Source organism: Herbaspirillum sp. LeCh32-8, from assembly GCF_017814915.1.
Lineage (GTDB): Bacteria > Pseudomonadota > Gammaproteobacteria > Burkholderiales > Burkholderiaceae_D > Herbaspirillum.
In genome coordinates, this window is record NZ_JAGIPZ010000004.1 from 245,619 (window position 1) to 268,097 (window position 22,479).

Consider the following 22,479-nt stretch of genomic DNA (forward strand, 5'->3'; position numbering starts at 1 on the left):
TTTAGTGGGTCTCCTGTTGATGTTGCGTGACTGATTCAACGTTGACCAGATGCTGTACAACTCGCTCCATCTTCATGAAGCGTGAACCTTTTACCAAAACGGTCGCGCCCTGCGGCGCGGCCTGCTCCACCGCCGCGCTGAGCGCGGCGATGTCGTCGAAGTGCACGGCCTGCTGCTCGCCTGCGTCTTGTCCTTGTGTTTCCTGATAGGCCTGCACCGCGTGGCGCATCAGCTCGCCCATGCCGTACAGGCGCGCGATGCCGCGGCTTCGGGCATATGCGCCGATCTCGCGGTGGAATTGCGGCCCCTGATCGCCAACCTCGCCCATGTCGCCCAGCACCAGCAGGCGCTGGCCGTTCAGGCCGGCCAGCACGTCGATGGCGGCGCGCACCGAGTCGGGATTGGCGTTGTAGGTATCGTCGATCACCAGCGCGCCGCTTCTTGCCTGCTTGCGCTGCAGGCGGCCGTTGACCGGTGCAAAACTTTCCAGCCCGCGCACCACGGCCTCGACCGCAATGCCCGCGCCCAGCGCGCAGGCGGCAGCCGCCAGCGCATTGCGCACGTTGTGCTCGCCCACCGCCGCCAGTTCGACCTTGAACTGTGCGGACGGCGCCGAGATACCCTTGACCGTCACCGACAACGTGCTGCCGAAAGCACCCGCCTGATAGGTAGCGCCGACGTCGGCCTGGTCGTTCAGGCCGAAAGTCAGCACGCGGCGCGAGCCGGCCTCTTCGCGCCACAGCGCGGTGAAATCGTCGTCGGCCGGGAACACCGCCACGCCGTCGGCCGGCAGATGGCGGATCACCGCACCGTTCTCGCGCGCCACCGCTTCCACGGTGGCCATGAATTCCTGATGCTCGCGCTGGGCGTTGTTGACCAGGCCCAGCGTCGGCGCGGCGATGCGTGACAAGACCGCGATCTCGCCCGGATGGTTCATGCCCATCTCGATCACCGCGGCCTGGTGCGACGGCTGCAGGCGGAACAAGGTCAGCGGCACGCCGATCTCGTTGTTGAAGTTGCCGCGCGTGCCCAGATAACCCTCGTCGCCGAAGGCGGCGGCCAGAATGGAGGCGATCATTTCCTTGACCGTGGTCTTGCCGTTGCTGCCGGTCACGCCGATCACCGGCACGCGGTACAGCGAGCGCCAGCCGTGGGCGATCTGGCCCAGCGCGGCGCGCGTGTCCGGCACCACGATGGCGGGAACGGACAGGCCCGGCGTGACGCGCTCGACGATCACCGCCGACGCGCCCTGCGCAGCCACGGCCTCAAGGAAGTCATGGGCGTCGAAACGCTCGCCGCGCAGCGCGACGAACACATTGCCCGGCTTGACCGCGCGGCTGTCGGTGACGACATCGTTCAGCGCCAGCACGCCGGCCGGGGCATTGACCACGGTCGGCACCGTATGCGCTGACGCAGCCGCCTCGGCGGCGCGGATCCATTCCAGCATCTGGCTGAATTCAAACTGCATCACGCGCCTCCCATCATGGTCGAACGCGCGGCCAAGGCCAGCGCGACGTGGTCGGCATCGAGGAAAGGCAGCTTCTTGCCGGCGATTTCCTGGTAGGCCTCGTGACCCTTGCCTGCCAGCAGCACCACATCGGCGCGCGTGGCATGGCGGATCGCCCACAGGATGGCGCCGGCGCGGTCTTCCAGCACCACCGGTTCGATGCGGCTCATGCCGGCGCGAATCTGCTCGATGATGGCCTTGGGGTCTTCGCTGCGCGGATTGTCGCTGGTCAGCACCACATGATCGGCCAGCTCGGAGACGCCGCCCATCTGCGGGCGCTTGCCCGGATCGCGGTCGCCGCCGCAGCCGAACACGCACCACAGCTCGCCGCCGCGCTGCGTAGCGACCTGGCGCAAGGTGGTGAGCGTCTTGTCCAGCGCATCCGGGGTGTGTGCGTAATCGATCACGATCAACGGCACGTCCGGGCCGCCGAACTGCTGCATGCGACCGGGCGCGGCGGTCAGCGCGGCGGCGGCGGCCACCACGGCCTCCCATGCCACGCCCTTGGCCAGCAGCACGCCCATGATGCCCAGCACATTGCTAACGTTAAAGCGGCCTACCAGCTGCGTCTTGACCTGGCCGCTGCCGAACGGCGAGTCGACCTGGAACACGGTGCCGGCATGGCTGCTGCGAATATTGCTGGCGCGCAGCGCCGGGACGCCGGCGGCGCCGGCATCGATGTCGTCTTCCAGCGCGTAGCCGATCACCGGCACCTGGCGCGCCTGCACCAGCGGCAACAGGCGCACGCCCATCGGATCATCGAGGTTGACCACCGCGTGCTTCAGGCCGTCCCATTCGAACAGCTTGCGCTTGGCGGCTTCGTAGGTCTGCATGTCGCCGTGGTAGTCCAGGTGATCACGCGTGAAATTGGTGAACAGCGCCACGTCCACGTGCATGCCGTTCATGCGGCCCTGCGCCAGCCCGATCGAGGACGCCTCGATCGCCAGCGCGGCCACCTTGGCCTTGGCCAGCATGGCCAGGTTACGCTGCAGCAGCACGGCGTCCGGCGTGGTGTAGCCGGTCACGTCGAAGGCCTGCGCCCGCCCGCCCAGGAAGGTGCCCACGCCCAGCGTGCCGACCACGCCGGCCAGGCCGGTGCCGGGCAAGCGCGACAGGGCCGAGCCCAGCCAGTAGGAGCAGGAGGTCTTGCCGTTGGTGCCGGTGATGGCCACGGTAAACATGTCGCGGTCAGGCTGGCCGTACCAGGCGGCGGCGATATCGCCGGCCCTGGCCTTGAGGTCGTCCACCGCCAGATGCGGGACGTCCAGCTGCTGCGCCGGCCAGTCGAAGCCGTCGGCCTCGTACACCACGGCGGCGGCGCCGCGCTCGACCGCGTCCGCTATATAAGAGCGTCCGTCGGCGTCGCCCACGTAGGCGAAGAACACATCGCCCGCCGCCACGCGACGCGAGTCGGCGGTGAGCTGCGCTTGCGGCGCGGCCTGGCTGAGCCAGGCCTGGATTTGATCGATGCTCAGAACGCGCCCGGACATCACATGCTCTCCTCAAGCGGTTCTTTGGGGATGATGATGTTGGTCACGCTGGAGTCCGGCGGCACGTTGAGCGCACGCAGCGCGTTGGCGGCCACGTTGGCGAAGATCGGGCCGGCCACCGGGCCGCCATAGTGCTGGCCCTGCGGCTCGTCGATCATCACCGAGATGATCAGGCGCGGATCGGACATCGGCGCGATGCCGGTGAAGCCGGCCACGTACTTGCGCACGTACTTGCCGCCTTCGATCTTGTAAGCGGTGCCGGTCTTGCCGCCCACGCGGTAGCCGGGCACCTGAGCCTGCGGGGCGGTACCGCCGGGGGCAACCACGGTTTCCAGCATGCGGCGCATCTGCAAGGCGGTGTTTTCGGAGATCACGCGCTGGCCGATCGGCGAGTCGTTCACCTTGGTGAAGGACAGCGGGATGATGTCGCCGTTGCGGGCGAAGATCAGGTAGGCGTGCGCCAGCTGGATCAGCGACACCGAAATGCCGTGGCCGTAGCTCATGGTGGCCTGCTCGATCGGGCGCCACGATTTGTACGGACGCACGCGGCCGGCCACGGCGCCGGGGAAGCCGAACTTGGGCTGCTGGCCGAAACCGACGGTGGTGAACATCTCCCACATCTCTTCCGGCGGCATGCCCAGCGCGATCTTGGCGGTGCCGATATTGGACGACTTCTCGATGATCTGCGCCACCGTCAGCGCGCCGTGAGCGTGCGAGTCGCCGATGGTGGCGGTGCCGATGGTCATCTTGCCAGGCGCGGTCTGGAACACCGTGGAGGGCGTGACGCGATGGGTGTCCAGCGCCAGCGCCACGGTGAAGGGCTTCAAGGTCGAGCCCGGCTCGAAGGTGTCGGTGACGACGCGGTTGCGCAGCTGCGCGCCGGTCAGCACCGAGCGATCGTTCGGGTTGTAGGTCGGCATGTTGGCCAGCGCCAGCACCTCGCCGGTCTTGGCGTCGACCACGATGATGCCGCCGGCCTTGGCCTTGAACTTTTCCACCGCTTCCTTCAGCTGGGTGAAGGCAATGTACTGGATCTTGCTGTCGATGGACAGCGTCAAGTCCTTGCCGTCATGCGGATCGCGAATGGACTCGATGTCTTCCACCACCCGGCCCAGGCGATCCTTGATCACGCGGCGGCTGCCGGTCACGCCCGCCAGGGTCTTCTGCGCGGCCAGCTCCATGCCGTCCTGGCCGGCGTCTTCGATGTTGGTGAAGCCGACCACGTGCGCCATCACCTCGCCTTCAGGATAGAAGCGCTTGTATTCCTTGCGGGTCTCGATGCCGGGGATGCCCAGCTTGGCGATCTTGTCGGTGACGTCCTGCTCGACCTGGCGCTTCAGGTAGACGAAGCTGCGGTCGGAGTCGAGCTTCTTGCGCAGCTCGGCGTCGCTCATCTCCAGCAGCTTGGCCAGCTCGCGCAGCTTGTCCTTGGGCGCAGCCTGCACGTCTTCGGGAATGGCCCAGACGGCCTTGACCGGCACCGAGGACGCCAGCACCTGGCCGTTGCGATCGGTGATCTTGCCGCGCGTGGCCGGCAACTCCAGCGTACGCGCATAACGCGAGGCGCCCTGCTTTTGCAGGAAGTCGGTCGAGACGCCCTGCAGCCACAGCGCACGCACCACCAGCGCCAGGAAGGCCGCGAACAGCACAAACAGCACGAAGCGCGAGCGCCACGCCGGCAACTTCACCTGCAGGATAGGATTGGAAGAGAATGCGACACCCTTGGACGCTGCGACACGGCCGCCGTTGACATTGGTGCGCGGTGGCATCCGGGTCATTTGCCCCCCACCGTCAGGTACTGCGTACGCGCCGCGGTCAGCGGCATCATGCTGAGGTCGCGACGGGCGAGTTCTTCGATACGGGAATTCTTGCCCAGCGTGGACTGATCCAGCTGCAACTGCGCCCAATCCACATCAAGCTGGCGCGCCGCGGTCTGGGCGCGCTCGAGCTCGATGAACAGGCTGCGCGCACGGTACTGGGCGCTCACCACCGACAGGGCGCACGCCACCAGCACGGCGGTCAGCAGGATGCACAGGCGACCGGTCACGAAGGCGCTCCTTCGACCACCAGGCGCTCAAGGCCGCGCATCACCGCCGAGCGTGCGCGCGGGTTGGCCGTCACTTCGGTCTCGCTGGGCATGACGCGCGAGAGCAGGCGCGCCGGCGCGCGTGGCAGGTCGGCCGCACGAATCGGCAGGCGGCGGTCGGGCTGCGGCGCATGGGCTTTGGATGCCATGAACTGCTTGACGATGCGATCTTCCAGCGAGTGAAAGCTGATCACAACCAATCTCCCGTGCTGCGCCATCTGCCGAAATGCCTTCTCCAGCCCTATTTCGAGTTCTTCAAGCTCTTGATTGACGAAAATCCGTACAGCCTGAAATGTACGAGTGGCCGGGTCTTTGCCTTTCTCGCGGGTTTTGACGGCTTGTGCCACGAGCGCGGCAAGCTGTCGTGTGCTTGAAATTGGCTCGATTGCCCGGCCAGCAACAATCTTCTTTGCAATCTGAAGAGCAAACCGTTCTTCCCCATAATCTCGTATCACCTTTGCAATCTGCTGTTCGTCCGCCGTTGCCAGCCAATCCGCTGCCGACACGCCGCGCGTGGTATCCATGCGCATGTCCAGCGGGCCATCCAAGCGAAAACTGAAGCCGCGCGCGGCGTCATCCACCTGCGGCGACGAAATGCCCAAATCCATCAATACCCCGTCGACCTGCGCGATGCCGCGTGCGGCAAGCGCCTCGTCCAGCGTGGCGAAGCTGTCGTGCACGATCTCGAAGCGCGCATCGCCGATCTTCTCCGCCGTGGCGATGGCCAACGGGTCCTTGTCAAATGCGATCAGCCGGCCGCGCGGTCCCAGCTTGGCCAGGATGGCGCGACTGTGGCCGCCGCGTCCGAACGTACCGTCCAGATACACGCCGTCGGCACGCAGGCCGTCGATGGCCAGCATGTCCACGGCTTCTTCCAACAGCACGGTGCGGTGCTGAAACTCGGGCACCGGTTGCAGATTCATGTCGTCCGGCCGTCAGAAGGAAAAGTTGCTCAACACATCCGGCATGCCGCCCGCCACAGCCTCAGCTTCGCTTTCGGCGAGCTTGGCGGCATCCCAGATTTCAAAATGGCTGCCCATACCCAGCAGCATCACGTCGCGCTGCAGGCCGACGGCGGCGCGCAGCTCCGGCGCCACCAGGATGCGGCCGGCGGTGTCCAGCTCCACGTCCTGGGCGTTGCCCAGGAAAATGCGCTGCCACGCCCGGGCCGACATCGGCCAGGCGGCGATCTGCTCGCGATGCGCCTCCCAGGTCGGACGCGGGAAGAACAGCAGGCAGCCATGCGGATGGCGCGTCAGCGTGGCGCGCCCTTCGCACTGCACAATCAGGGCGTCACGATGCTTGGCCGGAATGGTCATCCGTCCTTTGGCATCGAGATTGAGTGCTGACGCGCCCTGAAACACTGTGTTTTTCCTTCGCCCGTAGCGAGTGAGATTGCTGATGGGGTGTTCGTCGATGGAGCGGAATGCAAATGAATTTGCAAAATGCCCCACAAAAAAACACTTTTTGACACTGCCGCCCACTTTAGAGGATGCACTAATACAGGTCAAGCGGTATACGTGCGCAGAAACGGGGATTTTGCCAATAACTTCAAAGACTTAGCGCACATCCTTAAAACGCGGCCGCGGGGAGTTTTTCGAGGAAAATGAAGGACTTAGAATTTACATTGAATGTGCAACCTGAGATATACACATGTGTTTATCGTCAAAATTGCGTAACGGCGCGGATTTGCGCGCGATGCCCGGGCCCTCACGCCGGGGTCGTCATGACCGCAGGCCGGTCGATGAATTTGCGAGTGCGTGAAAAAGCAGAATGGATTTTGCGGCGCTGCCAGAGTTCTTCGAATTATGTAACGAACGCGTTTTTATTTTGACTTGGACGCCGACCTACTTTTACTATCCGATGTTTTGGGAATATCGATTCAAGAAAACGGACTTTGCAAGGCCGTCGCCAACACATCGATATTTTTCAATTGAGGGGGGACCCGACCATGCCAGATCGGCTGAAAACGCAGATAGGGCTTGCGGATCCGCCGCATTCCAGTGCTAAAATCTCGGCACCTTAACAGTGAAAGGAATTTTAAAGTGAACAAATCTGAATTGGTTGACGTTATCGCCGCCGACACCGAGATCTCCAAGGCTGCAGCTCAGCGCGCGCTGGACTCCGTCATCGAGAACATCATCAAGGCCGTGACCAAGGGCGATACCGTGCAATTGGTTGGCTTCGGTTCCTTCTCGACCGGCAAGCGCGCTGCCCGCACCGGCCGTAACCCGCAAACCGGCGAAGAAATCAAGATCGCCGCTGCGACCACCGTCAAGTTCTCGGCTGGCAAGGCTTTCAAGGAAGCCGTCAACAAGAAGAAGAAGTAATTCATGAATTTGAATGCCATGAACCTGGGGTTCATGGCATTCAAATGCGGCAATGCCCGCAAGCTTGCAGTTCCGCAGCGCCTCCCCCTCCCTCCGTAGTACGCCGCAGCGCAGCCGTCCACTTTCGCGGACCGGCCGTCGATTCGGTTCTTCCCCGCTCCTCCTACAGGTAGTGCAATTCCAGCGTCAGCGAGCCATCCAGGTTGGCGTCCTGCTTCACTTCGCCGATCGCATTGACGACAGGCCGAATGCGCAGCATGCCGCTCAGGTTGCCGATCGGCGCCGGCGTCAGCGCGCCGCGCTCGGCCCAGGCGTTGACTACACCGTGACGGATCTGGCCGCCGCGGCGGCGAATCCAGCTGGTGCCGTTGGCGGCCGCTGAAATGGTGTCGACATCGTGGCCGTCGGCCGTAAAGGTTCCCGGCACGAAGCGCGCCTCGTAGCCGCCCAGATCGTGCCCCAGGTCACTTCCCAGACCGAACACGTCTTCCGGCGCGGCGGGCTCGGCTTCACCGAGGTCGGCACCGATGTTGCGGTCGGCGCTGTGACGCTGGTTGTCGTAGGGACTCACGCCCACGCGGGTGCGGACATCGCAGGCGATGCTGAAGCGAAATTGCTTGGCCGGCAGGGCCAGCCGCTTCTTGTTCTTGAACGCCGACGACGGGATCACGCCGAAGTTGACCTCGGCATCGGCGGCAAAGGACGGCACGCAGGCGCCCGGCCGGATCACTCCGGTGACGCGCAGCTCGGCAGGGGATGCGGCAAGAGCGTTGGCGCTGGCCAGCGCCATGCCAAACAGAACGGTGCGACGTGCACGTCTCATAAGCGACTCCAGGGATAGGGAACACGGAATTCGGTGGCTGGATCGGGGCTTGTGGCCTGATCCATATTCGAATTATGGACAAACAAAATTCGAGCATGAATAAGAAAAATCTCAAAAACGGGACCGTGGCGAACCGGCATCATCCTTGCCCCTCCAAGCCCATTCCGGCAATCCTCACTGCCCGTTTGCGATACAGCTACCGGCGCCGACAAGCAATACAGTCGACCGCGACCGCCGATTTCCCGTTGACCCGCCACCACGGCGGGCAAAAGTGGATAAAATGAATTTGTACCTTTTGGTACAGAAAATCATACACCCGATGAAATCGCCGCTCGCCGGCCACACAAGGAGCCCTGCCATGACTACCGAACAACGTCCTCCGCTGCCGCCCTTCACGCTCGAGACCGCCATCAAGAAGGCGCGCGCCGCCGAGGACGCCTGGAATTCCTGCGATCCCCAGCGCGTCTCGCTGGCTTACACGCAGGACAGCCGCTGGCGCAACCGCGCCGACTTCGTCACCGGGCGCGCCGAGATCGTCACGTTCCTGAGCCGCAAGTGGAAGCGCGAGCAAGAGTACCGACTGATCAAGGAAGTCTGGGCCTACGAAGGCAACCGCATCGCCGTGCGCTTCGCCTACGAGTGGCGCGACGACTCGGGCAACTGGTTCCGCTCCTACGGTAACGAGAACTGGGAATTCGACGAACACGGCCTGATGCGCGCGCGCCATGCCTCGATCAACGATCTGCCGATCGCCGAGAGCGAGCGCAAATTCCACTGGGATCGCTCGGCGCCGCGCCCGGCCGATCACCCCGGCCTGTCCGACCTGGGACTTTGATGGTCACGGGCAAGACCGCCATCGAGCGCGCCGCGCTGGTGCCGGTGCTGGCGGAGGTGTTTCGCGCCCACGGCTTCGACGGCGCCAGCCTGGCGCGGCTGACCGAGGGCAGCGGCCTGGGCAAGGGCAGCCTGTATCACTACTTCCCGGGCGGCAAGGATGAGATGGCGCAGGCGGTGCTGGCGCACATCGACGGCTGGTTCGAGTTGAATGTGTTCGCGCCGCTGCGCGACGGGGAGGACACGGCCGCCGGCGTGGCGCGCATGTTCGATGAATGCGGCGATTATTTCCGCTCCGGCCGCAGGGTCTGCATCGTCGGGGTGTTCGCGCTTTCCTCCACGCGCGACCGCTTCGCGCTGGCGGTGAAAAATTATTTCACCGCCTGGGCTTCGGCCCTGCACGGCGCGCTGCTGCGACTCGGACACGCCGAGCTGCCTGCGGCCGAACTGGCCGAGGACATCGTCGGCGCCATCCAGGGCGCGCTGGTATTGGCGCGCGCAGTGGATGACCCAGAGGTATTCGCACGTACCTTGCAACGCCTGCGGACGCGGGCGCTGACGCCTTAGGCGAACTCAACGGCAAAACGCCGCCGCACCGGATGCCATCGGTGCGGCGGCGTTTAATTGTGTGCTGCGAAAGATCGATCAGGCACCCAGATCGGCCAGCGGATGCTCCGCCTTGCTCCAAGGATCGTCGAAGAAGCCTTCCACCCACGCCGGCGTGGCATCGGCCAGCGAGGCCGGCTGCCATTGGGGTTTCTGGTCCTTCTCGATAATCAGCGCACGGATGCCCTCGACGAAGTCGGGGCGCGTCGCGCAGTGCAGCGACACCACAAACTCCAGTCGGAACACCTCGGCCAGCGACAGGTGGCGCACGCGCTTTTGCAGCGCATAGCCGAGCCAGGCCGAGCCGGGCGCGCCGGCGCGCAGCGTGGCAACGGCCTTTTGCAGCCAAGCGTCGTCGGTCTGCAGCGAGAGGATGGCATCGACGATCTCCGGCAGCGTGACGCGGCGGCACAGTGCGTCGATCTGGTCGTAGTGGCTGCGCAGGTTGGACGGCGCGAACACGGTCACGCCGTCATGCAGCGAGGCGGCCTCGGCGTCGGCCAGCACGCGGTCGAGCAATTCGGCGTCGCGGCCGTGGCCCCAGTCCTGCGCCAGCAGGGCGTCGATCACCGACTGCTTGCCGGCATGCGCCACGCGGTAGTCGGCCAGACCGGCGAACACCGCGTCGGCGGCATTGAGCTGCGCCCCGGTCAACGCCAGGAACACGCCGGTCTTGCCCGGCATGTGCGCCAGGAACCAGCTGCCGCCCACGTCCGGATACAGGCCGATGGTGATCTCCGGCATCGCCAGGCGCGATTTTTCGGTCGCCACGCGGTGGCTGCATCCGGCCATCAGGCCGATGCCGCCGCCCATCACGATGCCGTGGCCCCAGCACAGGATGGGCTTGCCGAAGGTGTGGATCAGGTAATCCAGACGGTATTCGTGCTCGAAGAATTCGGCGGCGTAGCGGTTGCCGCGGATATCGCCGCGCTCGGGCGAGGCATGGTGCTCGCGCATGGTGCGGTACAGCTGCTGCAGGTCGCCGCCGGCGCAGAAGGCTTTCTCGCCCTGGGCTTGCAGGATCACCAGCGCCACTTCGGGATCGGCCTGCCACTTGCGCAGCTGCGGCGTCAACAGATTCACCATCTCCAGCGAAATGGCGTGCAATGTCTTTTCGGAAGCCAGCGTGGCAACGCCGATGCGGCGGCCGTTGCCGGCAGCCAGCTCTTCAAACAAAACCGGTTGGGTCATGGGTGGGGTCCTGACGTGTCTCGCGCAGTCCCGCAGCGTTCACGGGCCGCTGTGTAGTTATGAATACGCCGCCGGTGATGGCGGCGCCGCTGCCGTGGCGAACACGCGGCGTGGCGCCGCGCATCCGGGAAATCAATGAAGCAGGCCGGTAGGCCGGATTCTGTTACGGCGGTTACCCGCTATGACAGCCATTCCTCTAGGCGCCGGATTGCCCCGGCGCTCAAGCTTTCTACCCGCACGCTCCGCGAGCAACATCATCGCGTGCCTATTTGAAATTGCTCCGGGTGGAGGTTACCGCGTTTCACCGTAACTTAATACGCTCGTCTCTGTGGCCCTGTTCCTCGCCTTATGCCGGTTTGCACCGGGGTTCGGCGGACGGCCGTTAACCGTCACCCTGCTCTGTGGAGTCCGGACCTTCCTCCCGCCGCGCCCTTGCGAACGCGACCAGCGGCTGTCTGGCCTGCATCAGCCGCTATTGTAGCGCAGCATGGGCGCGCTACCCGCGAAAGCCTTCGCAAAATGGTTTTGCAGCCATGCACATGCGGCGTCGAATCCCTCAAGTCGCGCGTGCGTTCGGCCGTTAATTCCGTTATAAAAAGGCATCGAAACATCGAGACATCGCCGATCAAGCGCGCCCCCATCATGATGGCGCGCAGGTCAATCCGGAGGCATCTTGAACAAACGCCTGACGCTGCAACGGCTCCTCGCGCTCTGCCTGCCGCTGGCGGGGACCTCGCGCGCCTTGGCCCGGCCGGAGAACGCCGTGGTGCCGATCGGCTACGCCGGGCCGCTCTCGGGCAGCTCGGCCAAGGCCGGTCGCAGCCAGCTGCATGCCATCGAACTGGCGCTGCAGGAAATCAACCAGCGCGCGCCCAGGTTGAACGGCGGCAAGGTCACCTACCAACTGGTGGTCGGCGACGACCGCGGCGATGCGCGCACTGCGGCGCTGGTCGCGGACTATCTGGTGCGCTCGCAGGTGGCGGCGGTGATCGGACACTGGAGCACGGCGGCCAGCCTGGCGGCCGCGCCGATCTATGCCGCCGCCAGGCTGCCCCAGATCGCCCCCGGCTCCTCCGGGCGCCAGTACACGGCGGAAGGTTTTCCGGGCGCCTTTCGCATCATCGGCCATGACGACGACGGCGGCGCCTACCTCGGCGGCTACGTCGCGCGCACGCTGGCCTTGCGCCGCGTCGCCGTGCTCGAGGACGACAGCCTGTTCGGCCGCAACCTGGCCCTCGCCTTCATCGGCGGCCTGCGCAACAACGGCATCGAGCTGGTGGCGCAGGAGCGCGTCAGCGCCAAGAGCTCCGACTTCAATCAGCAACTGGGCCGCATCCAGACCAAGAATCCCCAGCTGCTGTTCTTCGCCGGCCTCGGCGCGCAAGCCGCCATCCTCGCGCACAGCATGCGCCGCATGCGTGTGGATGCCACGCTGATGGCCGCCGGCGGCACTGCAGGCCCGCTGTTCATCGAGCTGGCGGGCGTGGATGGCGTAGGCACGCTCGCGCTCGCGCCCGGGCAACAGGAAGAGAAGATGCCCGGCTGGAAAGCCTTCGAGAAGAAATACCGGGCGCAATACAGCGAAGACATCGACCGCCTCGCGCCTTTTGCCTACGACGCCGCCCACATACTCGCAGCCGCTGTGCAAGCCGTCGATTCGACCGAGGGGCCGCGCCTGATCGCCGCCCTGCATGCGATGCGCCATAACGGCCTGACCGGCGTCATCGCCTTTGATGAACAAGGCAACCTGCGCAACGCCGCCTACACGCTGTATGTGCTGATGCAAGGCAAATGGATGCCGGTGCACAACTTCGGCGGCGCCGGGCGCTGAACGCCGTGCGCCGGCCATGCCTGGCAGCGCCGCAACCATGCCGATTCGGCATGTGACACCCCGATTGAATCTTCGTATAGTCTGCCGCGATAGGGGGCGCAGCGCGTGCTGGCGCCGATTGCAAGCAAACAAGGGACACCCTGCCGGCGTCATGCGCCATGCCGGGCGCGACCCGCCACTGAATTCGACAGCACACATGCATATCTGCGTACTGGGCGCCGGCGTGATCGGCGTGACCACTGCCTGGCGCCTGCTGCAGGACGGCCACCAGGTCACCCTGGTCGACGGCCGCGACCAGGCCGGCGCCGGCACCAGCCAAGGCAACGGCGCCCAGCTGAGTTATTCCTACGTGGCCCCACTGGCCGACCCGTCGGTCTGGTCCAAGTGGGCCTACTACATGTTCAGCAGCGAGTCGCCGCTGACCATCAAGCCCACGCTGGATCCGGCCCAATACCGCTGGCTCTATGAATTCCTGCGCTGCTGCAACGCCGACCGCGTGCGCCGGACCACCATCGAGCTGCTGCAACTGGCCTTCTTCAGCCGCGACCAGTTGAAGCAGTGGAACGACCAGCTCAACCTGCGCTTCGATTACCAGAGCTCCGGCAAGCTGGTGATGTACACCGACGCCGCCGGCCTGGAGGGCGCGCGCAAACAGGTACAGTTCCAGTCGCAATTCGGCTGCGAACAACAGGTGCTGGACGCCGCCGCCTGCATCGCTATCGAGCCGGCATTGGGCAAGTCGCAGCGCGACTGGGTCGGCGGCGTCTATACCCCCAGCGAAGAGGCCGGCGACTGTCCGCAGTTTTGCCGCGCGCTGGTGGCGGCCATGCAGGCCCACCCGCAATTTCGCTTCATCGGCAGCGCCCGGGTCGCCCAGGTGCGCATGCAAGCCGGCGCGCTGCACGCGGTGCAAGCCGGCAACGAATGGGTGGAAGCAGATCGCTTTGTGCTCTCGTTCGGCCCGGAGAGCCCGGACTTCGCGCGCCTGGTCGGCCTTAAGCTGCCGCTGTATCCGCTCAAGGGTTACAGCATCACCGTGCCGCTGCAGGATGAAGCCAGCCGCGCCGCCGCGCCGCAGGTCTCTATCACCGACATCGCGCGCAAGATCGTCTACGCGCGCCTGGGTGAACGCCTGCGCGTGGCCGGCCGCATCGAGCTGGTCGGCATGGAGCGCTCGATCCCGCAGCGCGCCGTCGAGGAGCTCAAGACCGGCGTGCGCGAACTGTTCCCCGCTTGCGGCCTGGGTGAAGATGCCACACTGTCGCCCTGGAGCGGCTTTCGTCCGGCCACGCCCAGCGGCGTACCCATCGTCGGCCCTTCGCCGGTGGGCAACCTGCACCTCAACCTGGGCCAGGGTGCGCTGGGCTGGACGCTGGCCTGCGGCAGCGCCGCGCTGGTGGCCGACCAGATCGCCGGGCGCAAGAGCGCGATCGACGACGCCGCCTTCCGTTACGCGTAACGCCCGGTCCGGCTGAAGAAGTTTCATGCCGGGCTGAGAAGCTTTCACCGTGAGCCGCAATGGCGCACCGCTACTGGCGGCGCGCCATTTTTGTTGGCCTCGCCGCGCAGCAGGATGCGCCCGTTCGGTCTACCATTAGCCGACGCGGATCGACGCGCCGCGCACCACAACCAACGGAGACTGAACATGCGGGAAAACCGGCTGCGCACCTTGTTCGCGCAAAAGAAGCTGGCCTTGAGCGGCTGGGTGTCGATGGGCAATTCGCTGCTGGCCGAAGTGGTGGCTAACAGCGGCTACGACGCGGTGACGGTGGACCTGCAACACGGCCTGTTCTCGGTCGAGTCGGCCATCCCCATGCTGCAGGCGATCTCCACCACCGAGGCAGTGCCGCTGGTGCGCTGCGCCGACAACAACCTGGCCGAAATCAACAAGCTGCTCGACGCCGGGGCCTACGGCGTGATCTGCCCGCTGGTCAACACCGCCGCCGACGCCGAACGCTTTGTGCGCGCCTGTCACTACTCCCCGCGCGGCGGGCGCAGTTACGGCCCCGCGCGCGGCTTCATGTACGGTGGCGCCGACTATTTCACGCACGCCAACCGCACCATCCTGACCCTGGCCATGATCGAGACCAACGAGGGCTACGCCAACGCCGAAGCCATCTTGAAGGTGCCGGACCTGGACGGCATCTTCATCGGCCCCAGCGACCTGGCCATCGAAATGGGCCTGGCGCCGGACGCCTACGAGACCCAGGAGTTGAACGACGCCATCCGCTCGCTGGTAGCGCTGGCGCGCGGGCTCGGCAAGTACGTCGGCATCTTCGCCGGCACCATGGAGATGGCCCGGCGCGTGAAGGAGTTCGGCATGGACCTGGTGGTGCCCGGCACCGACATCCAGCAACTCAAGGCCGAAGGCGCGCGCCGCATTGCCGCCCTGCGCTGAACCCATTTCCAGTTCAGGCTGGTGAAAATTTCGCATTCGGCTCAATAGTTCCGAAAGGCAACTTTAAGCAAAGCGTGGATGGCAGCCTTCGGTGATCATCGAAAACTGCGCGCACGAAATTTGAGAATGATCCTATATAAGCCATCTCCCCCGCTCCGGATAATCCACCGGACTGGGGAAACGCCGGCTGTCCGGCTGCTCCCGCAAAGGAACAGCCATGCACACCGAACTCTCCTCGCCGCCGACCTGTCGCCGCACTCCCCTTGCCCGCCTTCGCGCCTTGCTGGCCGCGCCGCTGCGCAGCGACCTGCTGTGGTTGGCGAGCTGCGTATTTGCCATGCTGGCCATCCTGCTGCTGGTCGACCTGGCCGTCGAGCATTTCCTTCCTCCGGCGCCGGCGGTGAGCGCACGCGTCGCCTCCTCCGGCGTCGCGCCGGCCGACAAGAAGGTGCTCTACCGCGCCTGCGTGCGCGAAGCGCGCGCACGCTCGCTGCCGGTCAACCCCTATCCGCCGGAAGGCGAAAGCGTCTCCTTCGTCCATGAACGCCAGCAACTGTTCAAGCGCACCGAAGCGCTGGAGGCCGACGTCGACGACATGAGCGTGGACAACGGCTGCCAGGTCAAGCTGCGCGCCAGCGGACGCATCGAGACCGCGCCGGCCGACGCCGTCCCCCAGGATCTGCGCAAGATGACGCAATGGCGCCCAAGCCATAGCGACGCACTGGATGCAGCGCTGGCTGAAGCCGACAGCGAAGCGCCGCGTTGCCCGCTGCAGCGCGACGTCTCCCTGCAAAGCCACTACATGCTGCTCAAGCTGTGCAACATCGAACGCCGGCCGGCAGCGCAGCGCCCGGACGAGGCTCGCAGGAAGCCGTCACGCGTCATCCGGCAACCGACCACCTGATCTCCTGCGCCGATAAAAAAGCCGCGGCAATCACCGCGGCTTTTTTCGTGCCTGCGCTTCAAAGAAACGCCGGATCCATCACCCCTTCGCCACGCGGCCAAAGAACGGATAGTTGGGATCGTTGTAGCCGTGGGTGGACGCATGGCCCGGCGTCACCAGGCCGTCCACCAGCGCTTCTTCCTCGGCGCTGATCTTCAGGTCGACGGCGGCGTAGTAGTCCTCCATCTGGGTCAGCGTGCGCGGACCGGCGATGACGCTGCTGATGGCCGAGTTGGCCAGCACCCAGGCGGTGGCGAACTGGCCCAGCTTGACGCCGCGCGCCTCGCAATGCTGCTGCAGCGTCTGCGCGATCACCAGCGACTCTTCGCGGAACTCGGTTTCCATCATGCGCTTGTCGCCGCGACCGGCGCGGGTGTCCTCGGCCGGCTTCTGGCCCGGCTGGTATTTGCCGGTCAACACGCCGCGCGCGATCGGGCTGTAGGGCACCACGCCCAGGCCGTAGTTGGCGCAGGCCGGCAGGATTTCCACTTCCGGCTGGCGATTCAGCAGGTTGTAGTAGGGCTGGCACACCAGCGGCAGCGGCACGCCGTTCTTCTCGCACAGGCGCACGATCTCGGCGATGCGCCAGCCGCGGAAGTTGGACACGCCGAAGCCGCGGATCTTGCCGGCGCGGATCAGGTCACCCAACGATTGAACCGCCTCTTCCAGGTTTTCTTCCTGGTAGTCGCGGTGCATGTAGAGGATGTCCAGGTAATCGGTATCCAGGCGACGCAGGATGTTGTCGGTCTCGCGCAGGATCCAGCTGCGCGAATAGTGCGACTCGTTGGGCGCGCCGCTCATCGAGTTGCCCAGCTTGCTGGCCAGCACCCAGTGGTCGCGTTGGCCGCGCAGCAGCTTGCCGACGATCTCTTCCGACTTGCCCTTGGTGTAGACGTCGGCGGTGTCGATGAAGTTGACGCCGTGTTCGCGCGCTGACGCGACGATGCGGCCGGACTCTTCAAAATCGGTCTGGTCGCCGAACATCATGGAACCCAAACACAGTGCCGAAACCTTGAGGTTGCTCTTGCCGAGGCGACGATATTGCATGCTGTCTCCGTTGAAGTAAGTGGATGAAAAAACGATGTCACGCACCGAAGCGGCGCATGACATGCAAAGGGGAATGAGGCGGCGCGTGGAAGATTTTAGCCGCGTACGCGATTGCGCGCAGACGGCCAAGCGAGCGGAGCCTCACAGCACCGGCGCCTCTTCCTCCAGCCAGCGCCGCTTGTCGCGCAGCGGCGGTGCGCCGAACAGGCGGCTGTATTCGCGGCTGAACTGCGAGGAGCTTTCGTAACCCACGGTATGTGCGGCCAGCGCCACGCTCATGTCGGCGGTCAAAATCAGCTTGCGCGCCTCCTGCAGGCGCAGGTTCTTCTGGTACTGCAGCGGGCTCATCGCCGTCACCAGCTTGAAGTGGTGGTGCAGTGACGACACGCTCATGTGCACGTCGCGCGCGATGTCCTCCACCCGCAGCGGCTGGTCGTAGCCATCCTTCATCAGGCGGATCGCCTTGGCGATGCGGTTCATCTGGCTGTCCTGCAATACTGTCTGGCGCAGCAGCGCGCCTTGGCCGTTCATCAGCAAGCGGTACAGGATCTCGCGCCGGATCATCGGCGCCATGATGGGAATGTCGCGTGGCGACTCGTGCAGGCGCAACAGCCGCAGCACCGCGTCCAGCAGCTCGGCGTCGAGCCGGTTGACGTACATGCCGCGCGCGGCGGTGTCGGCGGCGACCGCCTGCGGCAGGTTCTCGTCGCCGATCAGCGCGCCGATCTCGCGCGTGTCCAGCTCCAGGCGCAGGCCGAGGTAGGGCTCTTCCGGGCTGGAGATGGTCACCTTGCCCACCACCGGCAGGTCCACCGAGGCCACCAGGTAATGCATGGGATCGTATTCGTAGACTTCGTCGCCGATGAAGAGGCGTTTGGAGCCCTGCGCGATCACCGCGAACACCGGCTTTTGCACTGCGTGCTTGGGCCCGGTCGGACAGGTGATGCGGTAGATGTCGAGGCCTTCGATGGCGGTGGCCAGTGTGCCTTCGACGCCTTCGGTGTAGCGTCCGATCAGGTGCAGCAGCTCCTGCTGCATCGCCTGGAAGCGGGCGTCGTCGCCGGCCGCCGGTTCTGTCGCGGGCTCTGCGGACGTTGTCCCGGCCGCGCTGGCGGCGGGTTCGTAGACGGCATGTTCGTTCAGGTCCATGGAGGCTCCCTTTCAATGAGGCACCAGCTTAGCGCAACTGGACTACTTGCCCGATTCTACGCCCAAAGTCTTGCAGGAATAGGCAAGAAATCGGCAGAATTAGGTATGCTCGCGATCCTTGAACGGGCAGAACATCGCGCCACAAAGCCTTTCAATCGTGACCAAGCGTGCCCTCACTCAATATCCAGCGGGGCAAAGAAATTGCCCAATTATCGTCAATTTGCAGAATCAGGCAGAAATTCCGCAGCTTTCGGCACGAAAATTTTGCTGCACCCGCGCATAATCCTCTCCACGCTAAGACCCGCTTATTCACGATGGACCAAGTGCCTGCGCCGCCCCGATTGCGCGCGCCGAAACCGCACCATCGACACCGGCCGTGACGGCCCCGCGCAGCATCTGCAGCACCAGCAATAACAGCCGTACCCGCAACACCCGCATCCGGCGCAAGTCAGCGCGCCGATTCTTCAACACCCGATTTTTCCCGACTCTTCACCGACATCGCGCCGGCGGGGATGACGCTTTCCGACTCATGCAAGCCGCCCCGCGCGGCCTGCAGGGAGCAGTGCCGGCGCGAGAAACCTGCAGCAACAGAAACACGAAAGGGAGGCCAGCGATGCATCACACCAGCCTGATTGAACAACGCCCGTCAGAACACGCTCTCGGCGATGTTGTGCTGCTCGACCACGTTGCGCACGGTGGTCGGCTCGGCCTTGTTGACGAAGCGGCATTCGCCTTCGACCATTTCCATGCCCATGGTGCAGGCCTTGTGCAGCGGACAGGTGGAGAACAGCTCGGCCACCCAGTCGACGAAGGCGCGCACCTTGGGCGAGAGGTGGCGGTTGTGCAGGTAGACCACCGAAATGGGCAGCGGCGCCGGCTTCCACTGCGACAGCAGCTCGACCAGGCGACCTTCCTCGAGATGGCGCGCCACCATGTAAAGCGGCGCCTGCACCAGGCCGAAGCCTTGCAGCGCGCATTCCACGTAGGCGTCGCCGTCGTTGACGGACAGCTTGCCGTCCATCTTGACCTCGCGCGTCACGCCCTCGACCACGAAGTCCCAGTCGATGGTGCGGCCGGTGCGGCTGGAGAAGTAATGCACCGACTTGTGCTGCTGCAGGTCCTCGATGGTGTGCGGCACGCCGTGGCGCTCCAAATAGGACGGGGCGGCGCAGGTAACGGTCTGGAAGGTGCCGATGCGGCGCGCCACCATGGACGAATCCTGCAGCTCGCCGATGCGGATCACGCAGTCGACCGCCTCCTGGACCATGTCCACTGGGCGATCGCCCATGCCCATGACCAGCTCGATGTCCGGGTACTTAGTGTAGAAGTCGCACAGGTTGGGCAACAACAACAGGCGCCCGACCGAGGCCGGCACGTCGATACGCAGCCGGCCCTGCGGCCCGCGGGTGACATTGCGGAAGGATTGTTCGGTCTCGTCGACGTCGGCCAGGATGCGCACGCAGCGCTCGTAGTAGGCCGCGCCGTCGGGCGTGAGGCTGATGCGGCGCGTGGTGCGGTTCAGCAGGCGCACCTGCAACAGGCTTTCAAGGCCCTGGATGATGGTGGTGACGGTGGTGCGCGGCAGGTTCAGATTGTCCGCTGCTCGCGTGAAACTGTTGGCATCCACCACGGCGGCAAACACCTGCATGGCCTGAAAACGGTCCATCGCTCTCTCCTTTCGACCGCCCGTCCGGCGGCAGCCGGGGCGGCAAGCGGGGGCGCATGCAATGCCGGTATGCACAGCGCGTCGCCCCCGACGCACCGGCTTGCCCTTGAGGAACGGTCATTCGTCTATTACAGCGAAAACCATGGCAATTCCATACAAATTACGCCAACACAGAGGAAATACAAGTTTTCCCTGCAGGGCTGGAACCGGCTGACGACGGCCCTGACCGGCGGCATCGACTTCGTCTTCAGCGTCCTCCTGGGCCGTATTTTGACGAATATTGATGCCGCGATTGTTCGGAGTTGGCGAACAGTGTTGTTGGATTATATGTGTTTATTTGAGACCGTGCTGTGGCGCACAATCCGGTTCAACTTAGGACAGGTGGCTTCGGCCCAGGCGCACATCATGCAAGGCTCGCATTCCCTCAACATTCGCGATTTCTTCGTTCCCGGCCCGCTGGGACGCATCCCCGTGCGCCTGTACGACCCGGCGCAGGATGCTGCCCCGGCCGACGACAAGCGTCCGCTGGTGCTGTATTTCCACGGCGGCGGTTTCGTCAGCGGCTCGCTGGAAGATGCCGACGCGCCGGCCCGCTTCATCGCCCAGTACAGCAACAGCGTGGTGCTGTCGGTGGGGTACTCGCTGGCGCCGGCCAAGCCCTTCCCGGCCGCGCCGGAAGACGCCTACGCCGCCGCCGTCTGGGCCCACAAGAATGCCGCCGAACTCAACATCGACATCGACCGCATCGTCGCCGCCGGCGACGACGCCGGCGGCGGCCTGGCCGTCAGCCTGACCATGATGAGCCGCGACCGTTGCCAGAAACCGCTGGCCGCGCAGGTGCTGATCAGCCCGATGCTGGATCCAAGCATGCGCATGGTCGGCGACGCCGCCCGCATGAAGTCCGACCTGACCGTCGAAAAGTGCGCCGCCGCTTACCGCCAATACCTGCCGCAAACCATGCAGCGCCTGCATCCGTACGCCGCGCCGCTGGAAGTGAGCCGCCTGGCAGGCCTGCCGGCCGCCTTCATCGCCACCGCCGAGCGCGACGTGCTGTGCCCGGAAGCGGAGAAGTACGCCTCCAGCCTGATCCTGGCCGGCGTGCACACGCAGGTTTCGCGCTTCGCCGGCATCACGCACGGCGCGCTGCGCACGCACCTGCCGCTGCTCAAAGAGATCGTGAATTTCCTGCGCTGCCGTTTTGCCCGTAACCACAAAGACGACGACAACAACACCGATTACTCCCCGTTCACCCTTCAACCTACTCCCACACTCTGAGGACAAGAACATGAACAGCCCTACCACCCTGCGCAAGCGCTTCGCCCTAACCGCTACCGTCCTGGCCGTGATCGCCCTGACGGTGGGCGGCACCATTTCCGCCATCGGCATCTCGGCCAGCTCCGACGCCCACGCCGCGCCGGCCCCGCAAGCCGCGCCGGTCGACGTGGCCGAAGTGGTCAGCAAGCAGATCATCGACTGGCAAGGTTATTCCGGCCGCATCGAAGCGGTCGACCGCGTGGAAGTGCGTCCGCTGGTCGGCGGCACGCTGACCCAGGTGCACTTCAAGGACGGCGCGCTGGTCAAGAAGGGCGACGTGCTCTTCACCATCGACCCGCGCCCCTACGCTGCTGAAGTCGCCCGCGCCGAAGCGCAACTGGCCGGCGCCGAAGCCCGCGCCGGCTACACCGCCTCCGATCTGGCCCGCGGCCAGCGCCTGCTGGGCGACAACGCCATCGCCAAGCGCGACTTCGAAGAGAAGCAAAACGCCTCGCGCGAAGCCTCGGCCAACGTCGCCGCCGCCAAGGCGGCCGTGCGCGCCGCGCGCCTGAACCTGGAATACACCCAGATCACCGCCCCGGTCTCGGGCCGCATCTCGCGCGCCGAAGTGACGGTGGGCAACGTGGTCAACCCGGGCTCGGGCAATGCGCCGCTGACCACGCTGGTCTCGGTGGCCAAGGTCTACGCCTCGTTCGACGTCGATGAACAAAGCTTCCTCAAGTACGTGAACCCGGCGCGCGCCGCCGGCGCCAACGTGCCGGTCGACCTCGGCCTGGCCAATGAAGACGGCTACTCGCGCAAGGGCAAGGTCGGCTCGATCGACAACCGCCTCGACACCGCCTCCGGCACCATCCGCGTGCGCGCCGTGTTCGATAACGCCGACGGCCAGCTGATCCCCGGCCTGTACGCCCGCGTGCGACTGGGCGGCGGCGCCCCGCATGAGGCGGTGCTGATCGACGAGAAGGCCATCGGCACCGACCAGGACAAGCGCTTCGTCATGGTGGCCGACAAGGACAACCACGCCAACTATCGCCAGGTGCACGTCGGCGCCAGCCAGGGCGGCCTGGTGGTGATCGAGAGCGGCCTGAAGTCGGGCGAGCGCATCGTGGTCAACGGCCTGCAACGCATCCGCCCGGGCGACGCCATCGCGCCGACCGTGGTGCCGATGCAGCCGGAGGCCAAGACCGCCGCGGCCGACGCCAAGCCAGCTGACGGCAAGGCCTGATCGCCCGGCCGCAAAGTTCTCGCATACAAGGAAAAAGCTGCGGATGCCCGCGGCCAAGGACCGTTGCATCCCTAAGGA

At 65.2% G+C, this 22,479-nt stretch carries 20 protein-coding genes and 1 other RNA gene; 9 read left to right on the plus strand and 12 right to left on the minus strand.

Features of this window, described 5'->3' with window-relative positions; translation table 11 throughout:
• Position 1 precedes the first annotated feature (1 nt).
• The 6 genes from murF to mraZ are packed head-to-tail and all read right to left on the minus strand — an operon-like array spanning position 2 to position 6,447.
• A complete protein-coding gene (murF, locus tag J8I26_RS10415; protein WP_209606831.1) occupies positions 2 to 1,471 on the minus strand; it encodes a UDP-N-acetylmuramoyl-tripeptide--D-alanyl-D-alanine ligase in 1,470 nt (489 codons plus the stop codon).
• Entirely contained in the window at positions 1,468 to 2,997 is a 1,530-nt protein-coding gene (locus tag J8I26_RS10420; RefSeq protein WP_209606832.1) for a UDP-N-acetylmuramoyl-L-alanyl-D-glutamate--2,6-diaminopimelate ligase, read from the minus strand. The genes murF and J8I26_RS10420 overlap by 4 nt, the downstream gene beginning before the upstream one ends.
• Complete coding sequence (locus tag J8I26_RS10425; RefSeq protein ID WP_209606834.1) at positions 2,997 to 4,775, minus strand: penicillin-binding protein 2; 1,779 nt, start codon at positions 4,773 to 4,775, stop codon at positions 2,997 to 2,999. The genes J8I26_RS10420 and J8I26_RS10425 overlap by 1 nt, the downstream gene beginning before the upstream one ends.
• A complete protein-coding gene (ftsL, locus tag J8I26_RS10430; protein ID WP_209606836.1) occupies positions 4,772 to 5,044 on the minus strand; it encodes a cell division protein FtsL in 273 nt (90 codons plus the stop codon). The genes J8I26_RS10425 and ftsL overlap by 4 nt, the downstream gene beginning before the upstream one ends.
• Entirely contained in the window at positions 5,041 to 6,006 is a 966-nt protein-coding gene (rsmH, locus tag J8I26_RS10435) for a 16S rRNA (cytosine(1402)-N(4))-methyltransferase RsmH (protein WP_209606838.1), read from the minus strand. Before rsmH ends, ftsL begins: the two co-directional genes overlap by 4 nt.
• Positions 6,007 to 6,018: 12 nt before the next feature.
• Complete coding sequence (gene mraZ / locus J8I26_RS10440) at positions 6,019 to 6,447, minus strand: division/cell wall cluster transcriptional repressor MraZ (RefSeq protein WP_209607009.1); 429 nt, start codon at positions 6,445 to 6,447, stop codon at positions 6,019 to 6,021.
• 681 nt (positions 6,448 to 7,128) lie between these two features.
• On the opposite strand from mraZ, the gene J8I26_RS10445 reads away from it, so the two are divergent.
• Positions 7,129 to 7,413 carry an HU family DNA-binding protein gene (locus J8I26_RS10445; protein ID WP_006465510.1) on the plus strand — a complete coding sequence of 95 codons (285 nt, stop codon included), beginning with the start codon at positions 7,129 to 7,131 and terminating at the stop codon, positions 7,411 to 7,413.
• Between the two features lie 163 nt (positions 7,414 to 7,576).
• On the opposite strand, the gene J8I26_RS10450 is transcribed toward J8I26_RS10445, so the two are convergent.
• Positions 7,577 to 8,236 (minus strand): DUF1120 domain-containing protein, encoded by a 660-nt coding sequence (locus tag J8I26_RS10450; protein WP_209606840.1) that lies wholly within the window; start codon positions 8,234 to 8,236, stop codon positions 7,577 to 7,579.
• A gap of 358 nt (positions 8,237 to 8,594) precedes the next feature.
• On the opposite strand from J8I26_RS10450, the gene J8I26_RS10455 reads away from it, so the two are divergent.
• Together J8I26_RS10455 and J8I26_RS10460 are read left to right on the plus strand one after the other, a co-directional pair.
• Positions 8,595 to 9,071 carry a nuclear transport factor 2 family protein gene (locus tag J8I26_RS10455; protein ID WP_209606842.1) on the plus strand — a complete coding sequence of 159 codons (477 nt, stop codon included), beginning with the start codon at positions 8,595 to 8,597 and terminating at the stop codon, positions 9,069 to 9,071.
• Positions 9,071 to 9,637 carry a TetR/AcrR family transcriptional regulator gene (locus J8I26_RS10460; RefSeq protein ID WP_209606844.1) on the plus strand — a complete coding sequence of 189 codons (567 nt, stop codon included), beginning with the start codon at positions 9,071 to 9,073 and terminating at the stop codon, positions 9,635 to 9,637. Before J8I26_RS10455 ends, J8I26_RS10460 begins: the two co-directional genes overlap by 1 nt.
• 78 nt (positions 9,638 to 9,715) lie before the next feature.
• On the opposite strand, the gene J8I26_RS10465 is transcribed toward J8I26_RS10460, so the two are convergent.
• Both J8I26_RS10465 and rnpB read right to left on the minus strand, forming a co-directional pair.
• On the minus strand, positions 9,716 to 10,867 hold the full coding sequence (locus J8I26_RS10465; RefSeq protein ID WP_209606846.1) for an enoyl-CoA hydratase/isomerase family protein: 1,152 nt from the start codon (positions 10,865 to 10,867) through the stop codon (positions 9,716 to 9,718).
• Positions 10,868 to 11,000: 133 nt separating this feature from the next.
• Positions 11,001 to 11,334: RNase P RNA component class A (gene rnpB / locus J8I26_RS10470), an RNA gene on the minus strand.
• A 206-nt stretch (positions 11,335 to 11,540) separates the two neighbouring features.
• Here rnpB and J8I26_RS10475 point away from each other — a divergent pair.
• The 4 genes from J8I26_RS10475 to J8I26_RS10490 all read left to right on the plus strand — a co-directional run bounded on the left by J8I26_RS10475 (position 11,541) and on the right by J8I26_RS10490 (position 16,000).
• The gene (locus tag J8I26_RS10475; protein WP_245200248.1) at positions 11,541 to 12,698 is read left to right on the plus strand and encodes a branched-chain amino acid ABC transporter substrate-binding protein; all 1,158 of its coding nucleotides are present in this window, start codon (positions 11,541 to 11,543) and stop codon (positions 12,696 to 12,698) included.
• Positions 12,699 to 12,894: 196 nt separating this feature from the next.
• Positions 12,895 to 14,157, plus strand: coding sequence for a D-amino acid dehydrogenase (locus tag J8I26_RS10480; protein WP_209606847.1), 1,263 nt, complete (start codon positions 12,895 to 12,897; stop codon positions 14,155 to 14,157).
• Between the two features lie 186 nt (positions 14,158 to 14,343).
• Entirely contained in the window at positions 14,344 to 15,096 is a 753-nt protein-coding gene (locus J8I26_RS10485; protein WP_209606849.1) for an aldolase/citrate lyase family protein, read from the plus strand.
• Between the two features lie 217 nt (positions 15,097 to 15,313).
• Positions 15,314 to 16,000 carry a hypothetical protein gene (locus J8I26_RS10490; RefSeq protein ID WP_209606850.1) on the plus strand — a complete coding sequence of 229 codons (687 nt, stop codon included), beginning with the start codon at positions 15,314 to 15,316 and terminating at the stop codon, positions 15,998 to 16,000.
• A gap of 78 nt (positions 16,001 to 16,078) precedes the next feature.
• Here the strand turns inward: J8I26_RS10490 and J8I26_RS10495 are convergent, their stop codons facing one another.
• The 3 genes from J8I26_RS10495 to J8I26_RS10505 all read right to left on the minus strand — a co-directional run bounded on the left by J8I26_RS10495 (position 16,079) and on the right by J8I26_RS10505 (position 19,901).
• Positions 16,079 to 17,086: an aldo/keto reductase gene (locus J8I26_RS10495; protein WP_209606853.1), complete on the minus strand. Its 1,008-nt coding sequence runs from the start codon at positions 17,084 to 17,086 to the stop codon at positions 16,079 to 16,081.
• A 141-nt stretch (positions 17,087 to 17,227) separates the two neighbouring features.
• Positions 17,228 to 18,235 carry an AraC family transcriptional regulator gene (locus tag J8I26_RS10500; protein WP_209606855.1) on the minus strand — a complete coding sequence of 336 codons (1,008 nt, stop codon included), beginning with the start codon at positions 18,233 to 18,235 and terminating at the stop codon, positions 17,228 to 17,230.
• Between the two features lie 646 nt (positions 18,236 to 18,881).
• Complete coding sequence (locus J8I26_RS10505) at positions 18,882 to 19,901, minus strand: LysR family transcriptional regulator (RefSeq protein WP_209606857.1); 1,020 nt, start codon at positions 19,899 to 19,901, stop codon at positions 18,882 to 18,884.
• Between the two features lie 405 nt (positions 19,902 to 20,306).
• Between J8I26_RS10505 and J8I26_RS10510 the strand changes: the two genes are divergently transcribed.
• Entirely contained in the window at positions 20,307 to 21,176 is an 870-nt protein-coding gene (locus J8I26_RS10510; RefSeq protein WP_245200249.1) for an alpha/beta hydrolase, read from the plus strand.
• Between the two features lie 10 nt (positions 21,177 to 21,186).
• The gene (locus J8I26_RS10515; RefSeq protein WP_209606861.1) at positions 21,187 to 22,401 is read left to right on the plus strand and encodes an efflux RND transporter periplasmic adaptor subunit; all 1,215 of its coding nucleotides are present in this window, start codon (positions 21,187 to 21,189) and stop codon (positions 22,399 to 22,401) included.
• The last annotated feature ends 78 nt before the right edge of the window (positions 22,402 to 22,479 follow it).